20 protein-coding genes and 2 riboswitches are annotated in these 19227 nt (G+C 53.6%); of the genes, 12 read left to right on the plus strand and 8 right to left on the minus strand.

Annotated features, from left to right (window positions below; translation table 11 throughout):
* Nucleotides 1-27: 27 nt before the first annotated feature.
* Nucleotides 28-141: riboswitch (SAM riboswitch) on the minus strand.
* A gap of 314 nt (nucleotides 142-455) precedes the next feature.
* Nucleotides 456-608, plus strand: a riboswitch (SAM riboswitch).
* A gap of 77 nt (nucleotides 609-685) precedes the next feature.
* The 8 genes from mtnK to BBI15_RS01345 all read left to right on the plus strand — a co-directional run bounded on the left by mtnK (nucleotide 686) and on the right by BBI15_RS01345 (nucleotide 8532).
* The gene (mtnK, locus tag BBI15_RS01310) at nucleotides 686-1876 is read left to right on the plus strand and encodes an S-methyl-5-thioribose kinase (protein WP_068871531.1); all 1191 of its coding nucleotides are present in this window, start codon (nucleotides 686-688) and stop codon (nucleotides 1874-1876) included.
* Nucleotides 1873-2934 carry an S-methyl-5-thioribose-1-phosphate isomerase gene (mtnA, locus tag BBI15_RS01315; RefSeq protein WP_068871532.1) on the plus strand — a complete coding sequence of 354 codons (1062 nt, stop codon included), beginning with the start codon at nucleotides 1873-1875 and terminating at the stop codon, nucleotides 2932-2934. Before mtnK ends, mtnA begins: the two co-directional genes overlap by 4 nt.
* Nucleotides 2931-4013: a sugar ABC transporter substrate-binding protein gene (locus BBI15_RS01320; protein WP_068871534.1), complete on the plus strand. Its 1083-nt coding sequence runs from the start codon at nucleotides 2931-2933 to the stop codon at nucleotides 4011-4013. Before mtnA ends, BBI15_RS01320 begins: the two co-directional genes overlap by 4 nt.
* Before the next feature lie 39 nt (nucleotides 4014-4052).
* Entirely contained in the window at nucleotides 4053-5561 is a 1509-nt protein-coding gene (locus tag BBI15_RS01325) for a sugar ABC transporter ATP-binding protein (protein ID WP_068871536.1), read from the plus strand.
* Entirely contained in the window at nucleotides 5533-6564 is a 1032-nt protein-coding gene (locus tag BBI15_RS01330; protein WP_068871538.1) for an ABC transporter permease, read from the plus strand. Before BBI15_RS01325 ends, BBI15_RS01330 begins: the two co-directional genes overlap by 29 nt.
* 92 nt (nucleotides 6565-6656) lie before the next feature.
* A complete protein-coding gene (locus tag BBI15_RS01335; protein ID WP_068871540.1) occupies nucleotides 6657-7415 on the plus strand; it encodes a hypothetical protein in 759 nt (252 codons plus the stop codon).
* Nucleotides 7416-7442: 27 nt separating this feature from the next.
* Nucleotides 7443-7913, plus strand: coding sequence for a GNAT family N-acetyltransferase (locus BBI15_RS01340; protein ID WP_068871542.1), 471 nt, complete (start codon nucleotides 7443-7445; stop codon nucleotides 7911-7913).
* Nucleotides 7903-8532, plus strand: coding sequence for an NUDIX hydrolase (locus tag BBI15_RS01345; RefSeq protein ID WP_068871544.1), 630 nt, complete (start codon nucleotides 7903-7905; stop codon nucleotides 8530-8532). Before BBI15_RS01340 ends, BBI15_RS01345 begins: the two co-directional genes overlap by 11 nt.
* Nucleotides 8533-8590: 58 nt before the next feature.
* On the opposite strand, the gene BBI15_RS01350 is transcribed toward BBI15_RS01345, so the two are convergent.
* The 6 genes from BBI15_RS01350 to BBI15_RS01375 all read right to left on the minus strand — a co-directional run bounded on the left by BBI15_RS01350 (nucleotide 8591) and on the right by BBI15_RS01375 (nucleotide 14167).
* Entirely contained in the window at nucleotides 8591-9379 is a 789-nt protein-coding gene (locus BBI15_RS01350; protein WP_068871546.1) for a putative hydro-lyase, read from the minus strand.
* A 7-nt stretch (nucleotides 9380-9386) separates the two neighbouring features.
* The gene (locus BBI15_RS01355; protein ID WP_068871548.1) at nucleotides 9387-10592 is read right to left on the minus strand and encodes an NRAMP family divalent metal transporter; all 1206 of its coding nucleotides are present in this window, start codon (nucleotides 10590-10592) and stop codon (nucleotides 9387-9389) included.
* Nucleotides 10593-10614: 22 nt separating this feature from the next.
* Nucleotides 10615-11385, minus strand: a complete 771-nt coding sequence (locus BBI15_RS01360; protein ID WP_068871550.1) for a LamB/YcsF family protein — start codon at nucleotides 11383-11385, stop codon at nucleotides 10615-10617.
* The gene (locus tag BBI15_RS01365) at nucleotides 11382-12362 is read right to left on the minus strand and encodes a 5-oxoprolinase subunit C family protein (protein ID WP_068871556.1); all 981 of its coding nucleotides are present in this window, start codon (nucleotides 12360-12362) and stop codon (nucleotides 11382-11384) included. Before BBI15_RS01365 ends, BBI15_RS01360 begins: the two co-directional genes overlap by 4 nt.
* A complete protein-coding gene (gene pxpB / locus BBI15_RS01370) occupies nucleotides 12346-13047 on the minus strand; it encodes a 5-oxoprolinase subunit PxpB (RefSeq protein WP_068871558.1) in 702 nt (233 codons plus the stop codon). The genes BBI15_RS01365 and pxpB overlap by 17 nt, the downstream gene beginning before the upstream one ends.
* 274 nt (nucleotides 13048-13321) lie before the next feature.
* Nucleotides 13322-14167 (minus strand): transporter substrate-binding domain-containing protein, encoded by an 846-nt coding sequence (locus tag BBI15_RS01375; protein WP_068871559.1) that lies wholly within the window; start codon nucleotides 14165-14167, stop codon nucleotides 13322-13324.
* A gap of 178 nt (nucleotides 14168-14345) precedes the next feature.
* Between BBI15_RS01375 and BBI15_RS01380 the strand changes: the two genes are divergently transcribed.
* The 4 genes from BBI15_RS01380 to BBI15_RS01395 are packed head-to-tail and all read left to right on the plus strand — an operon-like array spanning nucleotide 14346 to nucleotide 17890.
* Complete coding sequence (locus BBI15_RS01380; protein WP_237150895.1) at nucleotides 14346-14996, plus strand: TetR/AcrR family transcriptional regulator; 651 nt, start codon at nucleotides 14346-14348, stop codon at nucleotides 14994-14996.
* Nucleotides 14993-15898, plus strand: coding sequence for an ABC transporter ATP-binding protein (locus tag BBI15_RS01385; RefSeq protein ID WP_068871563.1), 906 nt, complete (start codon nucleotides 14993-14995; stop codon nucleotides 15896-15898). The genes BBI15_RS01380 and BBI15_RS01385 overlap by 4 nt, the downstream gene beginning before the upstream one ends.
* The gene (locus BBI15_RS01390) at nucleotides 15898-17499 is read left to right on the plus strand and encodes an ABC transporter permease (RefSeq protein WP_068871565.1); all 1602 of its coding nucleotides are present in this window, start codon (nucleotides 15898-15900) and stop codon (nucleotides 17497-17499) included. Before BBI15_RS01385 ends, BBI15_RS01390 begins: the two co-directional genes overlap by 1 nt.
* Before the next feature lie 13 nt (nucleotides 17500-17512).
* Nucleotides 17513-17890 (plus strand): VOC family protein, encoded by a 378-nt coding sequence (locus BBI15_RS01395; protein ID WP_068871567.1) that lies wholly within the window; start codon nucleotides 17513-17515, stop codon nucleotides 17888-17890.
* An 80-nt stretch (nucleotides 17891-17970) separates the two neighbouring features.
* Here BBI15_RS01395 and BBI15_RS01400 read toward each other — a convergent pair whose 3' ends face one another.
* Together BBI15_RS01400 and BBI15_RS01405 are read right to left on the minus strand one after the other, a co-directional pair.
* Nucleotides 17971-18660, minus strand: a complete 690-nt coding sequence (locus BBI15_RS01400) for an LrgB family protein (protein ID WP_068871569.1) — start codon at nucleotides 18658-18660, stop codon at nucleotides 17971-17973.
* Between the two features lie 2 nt (nucleotides 18661-18662).
* Nucleotides 18663-19037: a CidA/LrgA family holin-like protein gene (locus BBI15_RS01405; RefSeq protein ID WP_068871571.1), complete on the minus strand. Its 375-nt coding sequence runs from the start codon at nucleotides 19035-19037 to the stop codon at nucleotides 18663-18665.
* Between the last annotated feature and the right edge of the window lie 190 nt (nucleotides 19038-19227).

The raw sequence follows: 19227 nt of genomic DNA on the forward strand, positions 1-19227 counted from the left end.
AATAAGAAGAGGTTAATGATTAACGCCTTCTTATTTCCCAGCCAATCGATTGCGTTGGCTGCAAGAATTAGCACCGTGTCCATGATCGGACCGGTTGCCGGGCTTCGTAGGGCTTGTCCCTCCACCTGCTCTGAATAAGAATAGATTATGAAATTATGGCTGTTGCAAAGTAATTCTGATTATTTCATGACAGACAGTATCTGTCAACGGAGAAAATCAAAAATGTCTGAAAAATGTCAGCTGATCACTTCAGGGTGCGTTCTCTAGAAAAAGGCATGCCCAACCGGCTGCGGGTATTTATGAAGAGTGCAGCAAGTAATCGATGAACTAGGAAACCCGAGTATGAAACTCGCCTTTAGCGGAAAGGTTTTCGTTTTTTCAAAATATTTTATTGACAATGAATTCTGAATCGTGCTAGCATTCGTTTCAGAACTTCATAAATGTTGCATAGCAAACTCTTATCAAGAGCAGGCAGAGGGAAATGGCCCGATGACGCCCAGCAACCGACCGTAATACCGTTGTGAGACGGGGCGCTTTGGCGCCGGGATTCGATCCCTTAAGGCACGGTGCTAATTCCATCAGAAATGTACATTTCTGAAAGATAAGAGGCATGGATCTCTTATTCTGCGCCTCTTTCTTTCGGGAAAGAGGCTTTTTATTATTCCACAGAAAAGAGGCAATCAATATGACACTTACAGCACCGTCTACATACAAAGCATTGACTGAACAAGAAGCGATTCGGCTGGCACAGAGTTTGGACGTTTTTGCGTCGTCCGCAACATTGCAATGTGAAGAGATCGGCGACGGCAACTTGAATTACGTATTCCGCATCACCGACTCCGCCACTGGGCATGGGCTCATCATCAAACAAGCCTTGCCGTATGCGAAAGTCGTCGGCGAAAGCTGGCCGCTGACACTGCACCGGGCGACCATTGAAGCAAATGCCTTGAAGCTGCACGGCAGCCTCGCGAAAGGCCGCGTGCCCGAAGTGTATGCGACGGACGCTGCGCTTGCTGTCACCGTCATGGAAGACTTGTCGCAGTTGACGATTTTGCGCAACGGCCTGATCGACGGCAAGCATTACCCGAAGCTTGCGGAACATATCGGCAGTTATTTAGCGCACACCTTGTTCCATACCTCGGATTTCGGTTTGCATCCATTCGAGAAAAAGCGGCTTGCGGCTGAGTTTTCCAATCCGGAACTGTGCAAGATCACCGAAGACCTCATTTTCACCGATCCGTTTTTCGACCATGATACCAATGATTTTGAAGAGCCGCTGCGCGAAGCGGCACAGGCGATTTGGGATAATGAGCCGCTGAAATTCGAAGTGGCCAAACTAAAGCGCAGCTTTTTGACAGAAGCGGAAGCACTTTTACATGGCGATTTGCATACCGGCAGCATTTTCGTCGACGAAGACGATACGAAGGTCATCGATCCGGAGTTCGCCTTCTACGGGCCGATCGGTTTTGATATCGGATTGTTTCTCGCCAACTTGATCGTCCAGGCAATTACGCGCAGCGGCGAAGAGCGCGAGCTGATCGTGCAAGACATCACCCAAACGTGGCAGGTGTTCGAACAGCAATTTTCAGGTTTATGGGAAAGTGACGGAATCGAGACCTATAAAACGACAACCGGCTACCGCGAATACGCCATCGAAAAAATCTTCCACGATGCGATCGGCTTTGCTGGATGTGAATTGATCCGCCGGACGATCGGATTGGCACATGTTCGCGACTTGGATGACATCGCTGACGAGTCGACCCGAATCGACCGCAAGCGGCAAACTTTGAAAGCCGGGGAAACATTGATTCAAACGCGCCGGGAGTATCAGTCCATCAAGCAACTCGAAACGGCGATCAAGGAGCTGAGCAAATGACCATCCCGATATCGGTCATCTGGAAAGATGAACAACTAACCATTTTGGATCAGCGGCTGCTTCCGCAGACCGTCCACTATGAAACGCTTGAGACTTTGGAACAAGTGCATGAAGCGATTTTTCAGTTGAAAGTGCGCGGAGCACCGGCGATCGGCATCGCAGCAGCTTATGGATTGGCACTTGCGGCAAAACGCCACGACACGGCAGATGTCGGGTTGTTCCGCCATCGTGTAAAAAAAGATGCTGATTACCTCGTGGCATCGCGCCCGACAGCGGTCAATCTGGCCTGGGCGATCGCACGGTTAGTCAACCGGATCGAACAGGCAAAAACGGTCACGCAAGCAAAAGCGCAGCTGATCGAAGAAGCCCAACTCATCCGCGACGAGGACGAAGCGGCATGCCGCAATATCGGCGAACTTGCACTTGAGTTGCTCGCAGACAAAGAAAAAGTCATGACGATCTGCAATGCCGGGTCGATCGCGACAGCCAAATACGGCACTGCACTCGCACCGTTTCATCTCGGCCAAGAGCGTGGCCGTGAGTTTGAAGTGTACGCATGCGAAACGCGTCCGCTATTCCAGGGGGCGCGCTTGACCGTTTGGGAGTTGCAGCAGGCAGGAGTCGATGTCACGCTCATCACCGATAGCATGGCAGCGCACACGATCGGCGCAAAAGGAATCGAAGCGATCATTGTCGGGGCGGACCGCATTACGGCCAACGGCGACACGGCCAATAAAATCGGCACGCTCAACTTAGCGATTTTGGCGCATGCATACGGCATCCCTTTTTATGTAGCGGCGCCGGTGTCGACATTCGACTTATCGCTTGAAACAGGGAGCGCCATCCCAATCGAAGAACGGGCAGCGGAAGAAGTGGCTGCGATCGGCACGCAACAAATCGCGCCGGCCGGAACGAAAGTGTTCAATCCGGCTTTTGATGTCACACCGGCCAACTACATTACGGCGATCATCACCGAACGCGGCGTCATCCGCCCGAATGATAGACAAATAATCGAGGCCCAGCTTTATGCGGAGCCGCTAAAAGGAGAAACGATATGAAAAACAAATCAGCATGGTTCATTTTATTCGGATTCGTATTCGCCATCTTGCTCTCAGGATGCCAACCAAAAGGAGAAGCGACAGCGGAAGAAAGCACTCCGGACGATCAGCAAGCGGCAGTGGACCATCCGCTTTCAGACAAGAAAATCGCACTCATCATGCAGCAAAATCTTGGGACTTTTTCTGCACAGTACATTGCAGGCGTAGAAGAGCAAGTGGAAAAATTCGGAGGCAGCGTGACAGTGTTTACTTCAGATGGCGACCTCGCGAAAATGGCGTCCAATCTGGATGCCTCGATCAACCAAGGATTTGACGCGATATTGATCGACCACGGAACAAAAGAAGCATTGAATCAAGGCGTTGAACGCGCAGTGGAACAAGATATTCCGGTCGTCGCTTTTGATGCAGGCGTTGATGTCGATGGCGTGGTATCGCTCGAGCAGGGCGATCAGTTGATGGCAGAGTTGACGCTTGAAAAGTTAGCTGCAGATCACGGCGGGGAAGCCAATATCGTCAAAATCTGGACAGCCGGTTTCGCGCCGATGGAACGGCGCCAAGTGGCATACGAACAGTTTCTCGCTGACAATCCAGGCATCCAGGAAGTGACGGCATTCGGTGCCGCGACACAAAACACGGCGCTCGATACGCAAGCGCAGATGGAAGCAGTGTTGAAGCAATACCCTGAAGAAGGCGAAATTACAGCAGTTTGGGCGGCATGGGACGAATTTGCCAAAGGTGCAGTCCGGGCCATTGAACAAGCAGGGCGCGACGATATCAAGGTATACAGCATCGATATGAGCGATGAAGACTTGCAGATGATCCAAAAAGACGGCAGCCCGTGGGTCGCATCGGCTGCGGTTGATCCACAGGATATCGGGCGCATCCAAGTGCGTTATGCGTACCAATTGATCGGCGGGGAGACACCGGAAGAACAAGTGACGCTTGAACCGATCTTCATCGATGCGGACAAATTGCCGGAGACGGCCGTGACCACAGAAGAATTGGGCGAATACATCGAAGGCTGGGGTGCGAGTGAACAAGGTTACAGCGCAGCATTGGAAGACCTAGAAGGGCGCTAAAGAAAAGCGCTGCTGATTTTCGGGAGGGGAGGCAAGCGAATGGGCGGCCAGTTATTGGAGATGCAAGCGATCACAAAGGGTTTCGGGCCTGTCAAAGCCCTGGACGGCGCGGCGTTTACGCTGGAGCGCGGTGAAATTCATGCCTTGCTTGGCGTCAACGGCGCCGGCAAAAGCACATTGATCAAAGTATTATCGGGCGTTTATCCACAAGACGCCGGAAGCATCCGGCTAGATGGGACAGAACTCGCACTCAATTCACCAAAAGCGGCGAAGAAGAACGGCATTTATTGTGTGTACCAAGAAGTCGATACGGCGCTCATTGCGGATTTGAGCGTCGCTGAGAATATCTTGCTCGACAGCTTTGCAGCAGCGGGACCCTTGTTCGTCTCCAAGCGAAAAATAAGAAGTCGAGCGCGGGAAGTGCTGTCGCGCCTCCAATCCGAACACATCGATGTGGAGCAGAAAGTGTCGCAATTGAGCTTAGCGGACAAGCAATTGGTGCTCATCGCCCGTGCGCTGGTCCATTCAGCGAAAGTCATTATATTTGATGAACCGACGGCTCCGCTGTCGGTCCATGAAGCGGACAAGCTGTTCTCGGTCATCCGTTCGCTCAGTGCACAAGGCGTCGGCTGCATTTTCATCTCGCACCGCTTGCCGGAAGTGTTCGAGCTGTGCAGCCGGATTACCGTCATGCGCGACGGCCGTCATGTCGCTGGGTTCCTTACAGCGCAAGCCGAACAGCAGGAAGTCGTCGAAGCGATGCTCGGGCGCGCGCTGAGCCGTGAGTTGCAGCACGTAGAACATGCCGTACGAGATACGTTGCTGACAGTGAAAAACTTGTCTGACACAAGGAAATTAAAAGAAATCTCATTCACGGCAGCATCCGGTGAAGTGGTCGGGATCGTCGGGCTGGTAGGAGCGGGAAAAAGCGAACTTGCTAAAGCGCTGTTCGGCGCTGCAGAACAGGTGAGCGGCAAAATTTCGCTCGGCGGCCAACCGCTGCGCTTGAAGCATCCAGCTGACGCGATCAAATCCGGCATCGCGCTCATCCCCGAAGAACGGCGCAAAGAAGGGTTATTCGTGCATGAATCGCTTGAAGCGAATGCCAGTTTCCCGAATTTGCGCAAGTTCTCCGGGCGTTTGTTTATGAACAAAGTAGAGGAACAGCGATTTGCCCATTCAATTATTGACAAACTGAACGTCAAAACTTCCGATACGACAACACCACTCACCCATTTGAGCGGAGGCAACCAACAAAAAGTGGCAATCGGCAAATGGATGTCTTTGGATTCGCGTTTGTATCTGTTTGACGAACCGACAAAAGGCGTCGACATCGGAGCGAAGGTGGACATTTTCCATTTGATCCGCGAGTTGGCGGAAAGCGGAAAATCCTGCTTGTACTTTACGAGCGAAATACAAGAAGCGCTTGGCATCTCCGACCGCATTCTCGTTATGTGCGACGGCCGCATCGTCAAGGAATTAACAAGGGAACAAGCGACCCAGGAAAGGATTTTGTTATATGCAAGCGGTGGAGAAGAAGCTGTCTAAACAGCATACGACACAAGAGAAAGTCATCGGGTTTCTGTATAAATACGGGGCGATCGGTTTACTCGCCATCATCATTTTATATTTCAGCTCCATCAGCAGCGCCTTTTTCAGCTATGGCAACTTCACGGATATCCTGCGGTCGATTTCCATCGTCACTTTGTTGGCGCTCGGGGTCACGTTCACATTGGTGGTGGATGGCTTCGATCTCTCTGTCGGTTCAACGATGTCTCTGTCGACGGTATTCACGGCATCATTGATGGTGTGGTACGATCTGCCGCTGTGGCTTGTTCTTTTGTTGCCGCTAGTGATCGGTGTGCTCGTCGGTTTGTTCAATAGTTTCCTGATCGTTATCATCGGCATTCCGGATTTGCTGGCGACGCTCAGCATGATGTACATTGTCGCCGGGCTGCACCGGACCTATACGGAAGGCTACTCGATTTACAATTATATGCCGCTGACATCTGGAGGCACGGCACCGGGGGAGATGTCTTCTGCATTTTTATGGATCGGACAAGGGCATCTACTCAGCTTGCCGGTACCGGTGTGGATCATGCTCGCTGTCGTTTCGGTCGCCTATGTCGTGCTCCAGCATACAAGGTGGGGGCGCGTCTTTTATATGACTGGAGGCAACCCGGAAGCGGCGACTTTATCGGGAGTCAATGTCAAAAAGGTGAAAACGATCGCCTATATCGTCTCCGGTGCGCTGGCCTCGATGGCGGGTATTTTGTTTACAGCGCGTGTCGGCTCGGGTCAGATTGATGCGGGCGCGCCGCTGCTGATGGAAGCAGTGGCCGCGGTCTTCGTCGGATACGCGGTGCTCGGAGCCGGCAGGCCGAATGTGCTGGGCACGTTTTTCGGTGCAGCGGTCATCGGGATCTTGCTCAACGGGCTGACGATTCAAAACTTGCCTTATTATGCATTCGACATCATTAAAGGCGGCGTACTCGTCGCTGCATTGGCGGTGACGTACGTATACGCAAAAAGGCGATTCGCCAAGACTTGAAAAGAAGGCCTGGGCCTTCTTTTTTTCATGCAGGAAAATGGATGTCTCGAATCGAAAGTAAGGGAAGATGGATGAGGAGAGGGGATCGGGCAATGCGGGCGGGTGAACATCTTCTGGAGGTATGGCGGCGCTTTGACGGGCTGCCGATGGATAATGTGGTGAAAGCCTGGAATTACGAACGGGCTGGATTGAAAAAGCAGCGCAGCGTGGAGCAAATGCGGGAGCATCGTGAGGCTTACGGGCTTGGGGGGAATTGCTTCGATTTGGCGCTTTGGCTGATAGCGGAATTTCGGGAAGCGGGAATCGAGGCCTATGCAGTCGGTTCGGAACTCAGCACGGAAGAGGCACACGCAGCGGTATTGGCGCTCGATGAACAAGGCAGGCGTTTTCTATGTGATCTTGGGGACCAGTGGATACAGCCGATTTTAGTGGACACGAAAGATCCGGCGTTCTCGGATGCTCCGCAAGCAGGGTTCTTCCCGGGAGCGGACGTGCAGTTATCGGCAGAGCCTGATGGCATGACAATTATTTACCGACGGCCAGGCGGGAAATTGTCGGTGCAGAAATATTCATTGGATCCGGTCGGCGAAGAGGCATTTTGGCAGGCGGCGGAATATTCACAGCACCAGCTCGGCAAAACGCCGCTCATCGAAGTCCGTATCCCGTTCGAAGGCGAAGTGGCCCATTGGGAGTTCAACGATTGGCAAAGCGAGCTCAGCACGAGCAAGGGCTTGTTCCTGGAAGAGCCGGCCGTATCCTTTGACGCATGGGTGGAGCGCATCCATGAACGGTCAGGATATGACCGCGATATAATAGAAGCAGCACTCGCATTCTACAAAAGCATGAACTGAGCAAAGCGGGGCAAGGAGGCAAAACGCATGAACACCAATTCATTACCGAAAGAAATCCAGACGGAGCGGCTCAAGTTGGTGCCGATTACCGAAGAGCTGTACCGTAATTTATACGGGAGTTATGAAATGGGCGCGCATATCAGTTTGCATTTGGATGATTTGAAACACGACCAGCGACTTTACGGCTGGGGCGCATGGATCGCTTTCGATCAATCGGGCGCGCCGGTTGGCGATATGGGGTTTAAAGGCCGCCCGGATAAAGCCGGCAAAGTGGAGATCGGCTATGGTGTCCAAGAGCCTTATCAAGGCAATGGTTATGCGACTGAAGGGGTGCAAGGCTTGATTGATTGGGCGTTTTCCTTTCCGGAAGTGCGTGAAGTGACGGCGGAATGCTACGAAGACAACGTGGCTTCAATCCGTGTGCTTGAAAAACTCGGATTTGAACGCACCGCCCAGACGAAGGAATTGGTGTTTTGGAGATTGCGCGATGGCTATTGAAAAACTCGCCTGCGTCACCGAAGGGGGTGCATTGACAGGCGTCGCGAATCGTGATGAAGTCCATCGGCGAGGTTTGTGGCACGAGACCTTTCATTGCTGGATTGTGTCGCGTGAATTGGGCCGCACCATGGTTCATCTGCAGCTGAGGAGCGAGGGTAAAGCGGATTTCCCGGGGCTTTTTGACATCACGGCAGCGGGCCATATCGCATCGCACGAATCGATGAGGGACGGCGTGCGGGAAATCGAGGAGGAACTCGGCCTCGTGCTGGCGTTTGAGCAATTGACGCCGCTCGGTGTAGTGAATGATGAGATTTCACTCCCCGGATTCACGGATCGGGAGCGGGCGTATATTCATCTATACGAAGGCACGCAACTCGATTTGGCGGACTACCGCTTGCAGCCGGAAGAAGTGGCGGGCATGGCGGCTGTCAACTTCCAGGCGTTCTTTGAATTGTGCATGGATCGAACAGAAAAGGTCGACGCCTCTGGGTTTATCGAAAGGCCAGAGGGGCGGGAGCCATTTCATGGGAAAATCGGCTTGCCCGATTTCGTGCCCCACCAACCGGAGTATTGGAAGCAAGTGGCGATCCGCATCCGCCGGCAATTGATGGATAGTTAAGCGGAAAAACAAAAAGCGCTTGTATGGAAAAATTCCATACAAGCGCTTTTTTAGTGGGTCAGAATACGCTGAAGTCTTCTGATTTCAAGTCAGTGATGAACATATGCCCCGGTGCATGGGTGATCATCAAGGAAGGCTTGCTCTCCATGGCGACCGCTTGCGGTGTGACGCCGCAAGCCCAGAAGACCGGTACTTCACCGGGCTTGATGTCCACTGCGTCACCGAAATCGGGCTTCGCGATATCTTGGATGCCGATCGATCCGGGATTGCCGATATGGACGGGCGCACCGTGGACATTCGGGAAGCGGCTCGTCACTTGGACCGCGCGGACGATGTCTTGTTCTTTAATCGGGCGCATGCTGACGACGGTCGGGCCTTGGAAGCGGCCGGCTGGGACAGCGGGGATCGATGTCTTGTACATCGGCACGTTGCAGCCTTGCTCCTGATGGCGCATCGGGATGCCGTTTTGCGTCAGCGCTTCTTCGAATGTGAAGCTGCAGCCAAGCAGGAAGGCGACCATGTCGTCTGCCCATAAGGCTTGGATATCCGTCGTTTCTTCCGTCAACACGCCATCCCGGTAGACGCGGTATTTGGGGATATCGGTGCGTAAATCAGCAGTCGGCGCGGACAATGCCGGGACGAACGAGCCGGGTTCTGTGACATCGATGACCGGGCAGGACTTCGGATTGCGCTGACAGAACAGCAGGAATTCAAACGCCAGTTCTTTCGGCAAGATGGCCAGATTCGTTTGGATGAATCCGGGGGCGAAGCCGGAAGTCGGGGCTTGGAATCCGCCTTGCCGGATGGCGCTGCGCAGCTCTTCTGGAGATGTGAATTGCATGTTCATTCACTCCTTATTTAAATAATTGCGGGATGCCGTTCAATAATGTGTAGCCGCCCATCCAGGACATGGCGATGACGATGACGACACCGAAAATGGTCATCCACAGCGGGTGTTTGTAGTCGCCGACGATTTTCTTCTTGTGTGCGGCGATCAGCATGACACCGAGTGCGATCGGCAAGATCAAGCCGTTGAGTGAACCGACAAGCACGAGAATGAGGACCGGTCGCCCGATGGAAATGAAGACGATGGTCGAGATGACGATAAAGCCGATGGTCAAGTAGCGGTGATATTTCTCGAGCACCGGGCTGAACGAACGGATGAACGACACGGATGTGTAAGCGGCGCCGACGACTGAAGTGACAGCAGCCGCCCACATGACAACGCCGAAGATTTTATAGCCGATATTGCCGGCAGCGAGTTGGAATACAGATGCCGGCGGGTTGTCCGGGTCGAGCGAAAGCCCTTGCGAGACGACACCGAGCACGGCAAGGAACAGGATGACGCGCATGATCGAAGCGACGCCGATTGCGTAAATGGAACTTCGCGTCACTTGCGGCAAATGCCTTTGGCCGGTCATGCCGGCGTCGATCAAGCGGTGGCCGCCGGCGAATGTGATATAGCCGCCGACCGTTCCGCCGACAAGCGTAACGATGGCGAAGATGTCGATCGTGTCAGGGACAAAAGTCTTCGCGACGGCTTCACCGACAGGCGGCTGTGCCGTGAGCATCACGTAGACCGTCAAGGCGATCATGACAAAACCGAGAAGCTGGGCGAAACGGTCCATAGCGCGGCCGGCTTCTTTGACCATGAAGATCCCGACTGCAAGCAAGCCGCTGAGCCCGGCGCCGAGTTCCGGGGAAATGCCGAACAGCACATTCGTACCGAGTCCGGCACCGGCGATGTTCCCGATATTGAAGGCGAGGCCGCCGATGACGACGAGAAACGCCAGGAAGTAGCCGAGTCCTGGCAGCACGTCATTGGCGATATCTTGCGCGCGCTTGCCGGAAATGGCAATGATGCGCCAGATATTCGTCTGTGCACCGATATCGATGATGATGGAAATGAGGATGACAAAGCCGAATGAAGCCAATAGAGTTTCGGTGAAAACGGTCGTCTGGGTCAAGAACCCTGGCCCGATAGCGGAAGTTGCCATCAGAAAGGCGGCGCCGAGCAAGACGCTGCGGTTGGTGTTTTTCATCTTTTTGACTTGGTTCATGGAAGTTCCCCCTTAGGCGGTGTTAAACGATTTTATGGATGTGTTGGATATCGATTCCCGCCTCTTTCAAGGAGCTGGAAATATGCATCGCAAATTCTTTCGCGGTTTTGCCGTCGCCATGTATGCAGATGGTGTCGGCTTTCAAGGAAGCGTCGGTGCCATGTGTCGTGGCGACTTTGTTTTCCTTGACCATGCGGATGACCTGCCGGATCGCGGCATCCGGGTCGGTGATGAGCGCGTTGTCCTGGCTGCGCGGGGTGAGTGTGCCGTCTGGTTGATATGTGCGGTCGGAGAATACCTCGTTGGCGGTGCGCAGGCCGATCTTGTCGCCGGCACTGACGATTTCGCTGCCCGACAGGCCGAACAGCACCAGTTCCGGGTCGATCTTATAGACCGCTTCCGCGATCGCTTCGGACAGCTTGGCATCGCCTGCCGCCATATTGTACATCGCGCCATGTGCTTTGACGTGCTGCAACTTCCCGCCTTCTGCCTTGACGAAGCCATAGAGCGCGCCGATTTGGTAAATGACGAGATCGTATACTTCCCGTGGCGTGACGGCCATGGGGCGGCGGCCGAAGCCGGCGAGGTCCTGAAGTCCAGGGTGGGCGCCGATGCCGACATTTTTCTCGAGTGCGAGCTTAACGGTTTCGCGCATCGTCGCTGGGTCGCCGGCGTGGAAGCCGCACGCGATATTGGCGGAAGTGACGTAATCAAGAATTACTTGGTCGTTTCCGAGCGAATATGTGCCGAAGCTTTCGCCCATGTCGCAGTTCAAATCTACTTTGTGGTTCATGTCCATTCCTCCCGTTTCATTTGGATGGCGATTTTCAATTGGCGGATCTGCTGTTCTTGTTCGATATAAAGCTGTTGTGCATCATCTGCGGATATGTGGCGGAATTTCAGCGATTCGCCGGGTTTCAATTGGCTGATAAGCGGCAAGTCGACCGAAGCCACTTGTCCGATCTTCGGATAGCCGCCGGTCGTCTGGCGGTCGGCGAGCAAGACGATCGGGTTGCCATCCGCCGGCACTTGCACAGAACCGAACGCGACCGCTTCCGAAATCAATTCTTCCTGTTTTTCGAGCGCCAGTCCCGGCCCTTCCAGGCGATAGCCCATTCGGTCCGAATTGGCAGAGACGGTGAAGGGCTCCTCGAATATGCGCGCGCGGCTCGCTTCATCAAAGAGCTCGTATTGCCGTCCTGGCATCATCCGGACAATCGGCTGCTCGTGGTAGCGCGCAGGGGGGATGAGCCAGTCGGGCGTTTGGCCATTCTGGTTTTTCAAGGCTTCCATGCGCGCAGCCTCAACAGGGAGTGTCGTCAGGCTGTCGCCATTTTTCAATGCGCGCCCCTTGAAGCCGCCGATGCCCGCCCGCAAATAGGTGGAATGGCTGTCCATGACCGGCTCAAGGTCAAAACCGCCCGCGACTGCCAAATAACTGCGGGCGCCCCGTTTCGGTTCGCCGAACGACAGGACACTGCCTTTCGGGACGAAATGGCCGCGCCACATGGCGAGTGGCTTACCGTCGAGCGAAGGGGACAAATCGCCTCCGCAAACGGCGATGAAATGATCGGCTTCGAACTCGATGACCGGGCCGGACAAAGCGATCTCCAAAGTCGGGGAGTTTTCCGCGTTGCCGGCGAGCAAATTGGCGATGCGGTGGGCAAACGGGTCCATGACGCCGCTTGCGATGACGCCATAGCGCTGGAAGCCGATACGGCCAAGGTCCTGGACCGCTGTCTGCAAGCCGCTTTTACGGATGTTCAGCATCTATCTTCGCCTCCTGTTCACGGTATTCGGCTTCATCGATTTGCGTGAAGCGGATTTCATCGCCTGCGCGCAGCAAGCTCGGTATGTCCTGTTCCGGAACGAAGAGCCGAAGCGGTGTCCGGCCGATCAGTTGCCAGCCGCCCGGCGTTTCGATCGGGTAGACGCCGGTTTGCATGCCGGCGATCCCGACGGTGCGTTCCGGGATGCGCAGGCGCGGCGATTTCCTTCTGGGGGCGGCAATTTTTTCGGACATGCCGCCGATGAACGGAAACCCAGGGGCAAAGCCGATCATATGCACGCTATAGGTGCCGGAAGTGTGGATTTTGATGACTTCTTCCGGTGTCAGGCCGTTATGCTCTGCGACAAAGCTGAGGTCAGGGCCGAAATCGCCGCCATAGCAGACCGGGATTTCGATTTGGCGCGGGGTGGGTGCTTCAACCTCATCCACCTGTGCGCCCAACAGCCGCAACTCTTCTTCGACTTCCGCTTGCCTGATTTGGCACGGGTCATAGAACACCGTCACGGTCGTGAACGCGGGGATGAACTCGGTGAGCCAATCCGGTGCTTGCTTTTCCAATAGCGCCGACAATTTGCGCACCGCCTGTTCCGACTGTTTATTGATGATGGTGCCGGTTTCGATGACCAGCGCTTGTTCGCTGAGCGGGGAAAATGTGAATCCCAACATAGTTCACCTCATCTGCAGATTATTCTAAATACTTTAACAGTATAATGCTTTTCACTAGTGAATGAAAGTGGAGAATAGTTGGAATTTGCCGGGCAACTATAACAATAAATCGCTCAAACCATCGAAAGGAATCAATAATTTGGCCCAGTGAACAGGGGTATTGTGGAAATAAAAAAGGAAGCGCTTTCGAAATAGGAGAAATGAATGTTATTAAAGTAATAGCATTTTATAAAAAACCCGATGGCCGCAGAAGTGGGCATCGGATCAGTGGAACTTATTCTTCAATGTCGATTGGCTGTGTTACATCGGCTCCGTCAAAGAACTCAGCGGAAATTTCAGCGATGGTGCCGTCTTCTAGCATTTCATCGATTGCCTTGTTGACGTTTTCGACCAGTTCATCATTGCCTTTGTTCATGACCATGCCGCCTTCGGAAGGGCGGTATTTGATCGTCGGGTGGATCACGATGTCAAGTTCCGGGAACGCTTCGATGGCGAGCGTCTGCAAATAATAATCGTTGAGGATGACATCGGTGCGGCCGATTGCCACATCGCGCAAATAAGTTTCGTTTGTCGCATTGTCGTACGTCACTTCTTCAGCGCCGTAAGAGCGGGCCGTTTCCATGTATACGGATGTCGAAGCGCCGGCTGCTTTTTTGCCTTCGAGGTCTTCAAGCGTTTCAATGCCGGAAAGGTCGTCAGCGCGGACGATGGCCGTGCCATATGAATATTTAAACGGCGTGGAGAACACGAATTTCTCCTTGCGGTCTTCGTTGATCTCGATATCGTTCGCGGCAATGTCGACTTGGCCCGTCTGGACGGATGTCATCATCTCGTCAAAGCCCATTTCGGAGAACTCAACTTCAAGTTCGAGCCGCTCCGCCATTTCGCGGACCACTTCGACTTCAAAACCGGTCAATTCATCGGTGCCTTCCTCGCGGTACGAAGTCGGGTAAAGCGTACCGGATGTCGCAACGGTCAATGTGCCTTGTTCCTGAATCTCGTCCCAAGCGCTTGCGGTGTCTGCGGTTTCTTCACTATCGCTGCCGCAGGCGGACAAGGTAAGTGCTGCAGCGGCAGTGAGTGCGGCGACAGAAAACTTAGGTGTCATGATTTTATTCAAAAGAAGCTCCTCCTGTCTTGTCATACTTATGTAAAACATAGCATGACAAGCGCTTTCAGGGAAGCTGGAATGCTCTTGAAAATGAAGTTTCAATTGTCTGATTTTTAGGTTGACCGGTGTGGTCGAATGTCGTATATTAAAGTCGACCAGGGTGGTCTAGATGTGTGTAAAAGAGGAGGTGGACATTATCATTGCACGATTTGAAAGTTTGGAAGAAAGCAAGCAACACACGATCCGCCAAGCGGCACTCGAGGAATTTGCGGCGCATGGCTACGACAAGGCCTCGACGAACCGCATCGTCAAGGCGGCAGGGATCGGCAAAGGCATGCTGTTTTATTATTTCACGAGCAAGCAGGAGCTGTATGAGTATTTGGTGAAGTATAGCCTTGAATTCATCCAAATCCAGTATTTGGATAAAGTGGACGCCGGGGAACCGGATTTGATCGAACGGCTCACGCAGCTGGCCCGCCTGAAAATGGAAGCCCAAGCGGAAAATGAAGAAGTGTTCAAGTTCTCGGCTGTTTTTTTGCAAGAAGGTGAGACGCATTTGCCAAAAGAGCTGGCAGCGAATATAGAGAACATGAAACAAGCGGGCTATCAGCTCATGTATGAAGGAATCGACCGAAGCCGCTTCCGCAAAGATGCAGATCCCGATAAAGTGTTCCATTTAATCCGCTGGTCGATCGATGGCTACCAGCAGGAACTGCTCGCCAGGCTGTCGGGAAAAAAACTGGCCGAGATCGATTTCGCACCATATTGGCAAGAATTCTATGGTTATTTGGCCATTTTGAAAAAGAGCTTTTACGAAACGGAGGAGGAATCAAGATGACGGTCGTCAAAACACAAGGGCTCAGTAAGACTTTCGGGGAATTCAAAGCGCTGGATGGTGTCGATATCGAAGTGAAGGAAGGGGAAGTGTTCGGTTTTATCGGGCCGAACGGTGCAGGAAAGTCAACGACCTTGCGCGTCCTGCTCGGCATTTTGAAAGCATCCGAGGGCAGCGCCGAGATTTTCGGCAAAGATGTCTGGAAAGATGCAGTCGATATCCATAAACGCGTGGCATATGTGCCGGGGGACGTCAATTTATGGCCGAACCTGACCGGCGGCGAAGTGATCGACTTGTTCGGAAGATTGAGAGGCGGATACGATAAGGCTCGGCGCGATGAGCTGATCAGCCGTTTCGGGCTCGACACGGGCAAGAAATGCCGTACCTATTCAAAAGGGAACCGCCAGAAAGTGGCGCTCATCGCCGCCTTTTCCGCAGATGCGGATCTCTATATCTTCGATGAGCCGACTTCAGGGCTCGACCCGCTCATGGAGCGCGTGTTTTCGGAATACGTCCAGGAAGCGAAAACGCAAGGCAAGAGCATCCTGTTGTCGAGCCATATCCTGTCGGAAGTGGAAAAGTTATGCGACCGGGTGGCGATCATCCGTAAAGGGCGCATCATCGAAACGGGAACACTCAAGGAAATGCGCCATTTGACCGGTTCCTTGATGTTCATCGAAACCGCTGAGCCGATACCGGATTTGGCGGAGCTTCAGGGCGTCCACCGCGTGCAGGCGTTCGACGGCGGCTGGTCGTTTCAAGTGGATGCCGATGAACTCGATGCGGTTGTCCGTCATTTAAGTGCATTCGGCATCAAGCGGATGGAAAGCCGTCCGCCGACGCTGGAAGACTTGTTCATCCGCCATTACGAGGAAACGGAGACGGGAGCGGGAGGTGGTGTGTGATGAACCAGCTGTTTGACCATACAGTGAGTTTGATGCGCTTCATCCTGAGGCGCGACCGCGTCCGCTTGCCGATCTGGATTTTGTCGTTCGTGTTCGTATCGGCAGGCATCGTCCTCGTCTTCGACAATCTATACGGGGATGATGTCGAGCGCCAGGCCATTGCGGAAACGATGGAAAATCCGGCGATGGTGGCGATGGTCGGGCCCAATTACGGCGGGGCGGACTATACGACCGGTGCCATGACGGCACATGAAATGCTGGTCATGACTGCAGCGGTTGTCGCTTTGATGAACATCCTGCTCGTGAGCCGCCATACGCGCGGCGATGAGGAGGAAGGGCGGCTGGAACTCGTCCGTGCGCTTCCGGTCGGGAGGCTGTCCAGTTTAACGGCGGTGTTGCTGGTGCTCACTGCTGTCAACACAGTGCTTGCGGTATTGACCGGCGTGTCGATGGCTGCGCTGCAAATCGAAAGCGTCGATCTTCATAGTTCGTTACTGTTCGGGGCGGCGCTCGGTGCGACCGGTTTGTTCTTTGCCGCATTAACGGCTGTGTTTGCCCAGCTTACGCAAAATGCCCGCGCGACGACCGGCTTGTCGATTGCCGCTTTGCTAGTGTTTTATATGATTCGCGCGATTGGCGACGTCATGAGCGAGGCCTTGTCGCTTACTTCGCCGCTCGGCTGGATCCTGCGCGCCAAGCCATTTGTCGAAAACGTCTGGTGGCCGGTACTGCTGTCGGTCGGTATGGCGATTGCGCTGTCTATCTTTGCGCTGTATCTGAACAGCATCCGCGACCACGACTCCGGCTTTTTGCCGACGCGCGCTGGCCGCACGCAAGCACCGGCGACGCTTCGCGGTCCATTCGGCTTGGCTTGGCGGCTTCAGCGCACCGGCTTGATCGCCTGGGCAGCCGCTTTGTTTATCCTCGGCATTTCGTATGGATCGGTACTCGGGGAAATCGAACGTTTTTTTGAAGACATCGATTTGTTCCAGCAATTGATCGTCGAGCAGGAAGGCTTTAGTCTGATTGAGTTGTTCATCCCGGTGCTGTCTTCGGTCATGGCGATTCTCGCATCGATTCCGGCGATCATGGCGATGCTGAAAGTGAAGACAGAAGAAAAGAACGGGCGCATGGAACATGTCATCGGCCGCTCGGTTTCCCGTTGGCGCGTGGCGTTCAGCTATTGGCTGCTTGCAGCGTTGACGGCGGTTGTGATGCTGTTCTTGACCGGGAGTGGGCTCGGGATCGCTGGCAATGCCGTACTCGATGAAGATCTGCCGCTTGGCACATACATCGGCGCTTCGCTCGTGTATTTGCCGGCTGTGCTGATGATGATTGGTGTGGCGCTTATGTTCATCGGCTTTTTGCCAAGTCTTGCGAGCGTCATCTGGCTTTACTTAGGCCTGTCGTTTTTCGTTGTTTATTTGGGCGAGCTGCTGCAGCTGCCGGACTGGGTGGAAAAGCTGACGCCTTACGGGCATATCCCAGGCATTCCATTGGATGAAGTCAATTACGGCGTGCTCGCGGTGATGATTGCAATCGCTGTTATCTTGGCCGTGGCTGGTGCATATGGTTTCCGCCGGCGTGACTTGAAAACTTAAGGAGGTTGATCACATGACTCAAACGATTACGACATTTTTATTGTTCCAAGGGCAGGCAGAAGAGGCGATGAAACTGTACACCTCCATTTTCGACAATTCCCAAATCGATTCAGTGACGCATCGGGACGATGGCAAAGTAGAGCAGGCGAGCTTTACATTGGCAGGCACCGAATACATGTGCATCGATAGCCCGATTCCGCATGAATTCACTTTTACGCCAGCTGTCTCGCTATTTGTCCAAGTGGACGATGAAGAGCAATTCGATAGAGTTTATAATGCTTTGAGCGAAGGCGGGAAAGCGCTGATGGAACCTGGCGATTACGGCTTCAGCCGGAAATTTGGCTGGTGCAATGACCGCTTCGGCGTGTCCTGGCAAGTGGCTGTAAAATAGAGAATCCCCGGTGCATCGGTGCACCGGGGATTTTTTTGAGTGATTGAATTGCAATGATGGTATTTGCGCCTGAAAGCAGTCTAAAGCAAGAGCCAAGCAGCAAGCGGGCTGAGCAATGCGCCCAGAACGGCGGCCAAGGTCATCGCCACTGAACTCATCGAAGCATCTTCCGGGCCGTATTCGAATGCTTTCGCGGTGCCAAGCCCATGGGCAGAAGCGCCGAGGCCGATGCCGCGGCCGATAGGGGAATCAAGCTTCAATATTTGCAATAAATACGGGCCGAGCAGAATCCCCGTGAACCCGGCAACCATGACGAACACGGCAGCCAGCGACGGGATGCCGCCGATGGTCGTCGCGACTTGCATGGCGACAGGCGTAGTCAATGATTTCGGCAAGACTGTCAAAATCAATTCTTCCGTGAAGCCGAGCCAGCGCGTAAAAAGCGTACCGCTGACGAGCCCTGCAATGACGCCGGCGATAATCCCGGCAGCGATCGGAACCAGGTTTTTCTGGAGCAATTCCCGATGTTTGTAAAGTGGGACGGCAAGCGCGACGACAGCCGGGCCGAGAAAGGCTGCGACCCATTCGCCGCCTTCCATATACGTTTCATACGGAATATCGAACAGGATCAAAATGGCTACGAGCGCTACCGTCGCGGTGAGGACGGGATTCAAAGGCGTTTTGCGAAAGCGCAGGTACAGGAAATTGGCGACGACATAAGTCGCTACAGTCAGCATGGAAAATATGAGAGCTGCAGGAGTGAATGCCATGATTACGATTCCTCCTTATGCGCTGCGATGCGAGTGGCGATGTGCTGGCTTGCGAGCCCGGCAGCCCCCATCGTGATGAGTGTGCTGATGACCACGATCGGCAGCAACAACACGCCTTTTCCGGAAAATAAGGGGCCGTAGTCAACCACGCCGACCGTCGCCGGAATGAAATATAAGGAAAGAAAGCTCAATAGAAAAGTGGCGCCGGCGTCTATCCACTCGAGTGGGTAGATTTTCAGCAATAACGCGCTGAACAACAGCAAAAAGCCGATGATGCTTCCTGGCATCGGCAAATTGAATAAGGCCTGAATGGCTTCGCCGATCAGTAAAAAGCCGTAAAGGACAAGCAATTGCAAGACAATGCGTATGATTTTCATTGGATACCTCCGCCTCCCGGTAAGTTTGGAAAACGATGGACGTCTTCATATATGTAGATATTTTACAGCAATAGGATGGAAAAGCGAGCCCGGATTTTCAGGGGAAGAGGCGGAAGAACTGTAAGGAAAGGAAGAAAATGTTATAGCGCGAAAGCTCTCTGTAAAAAGGTTTTACCGTAATGATGAAATT

Source organism: Planococcus plakortidis (assembly GCF_001687605.2).
Taxonomy (GTDB): domain Bacteria; phylum Bacillota; class Bacilli; order Bacillales_A; family Planococcaceae; genus Planococcus; species Planococcus plakortidis.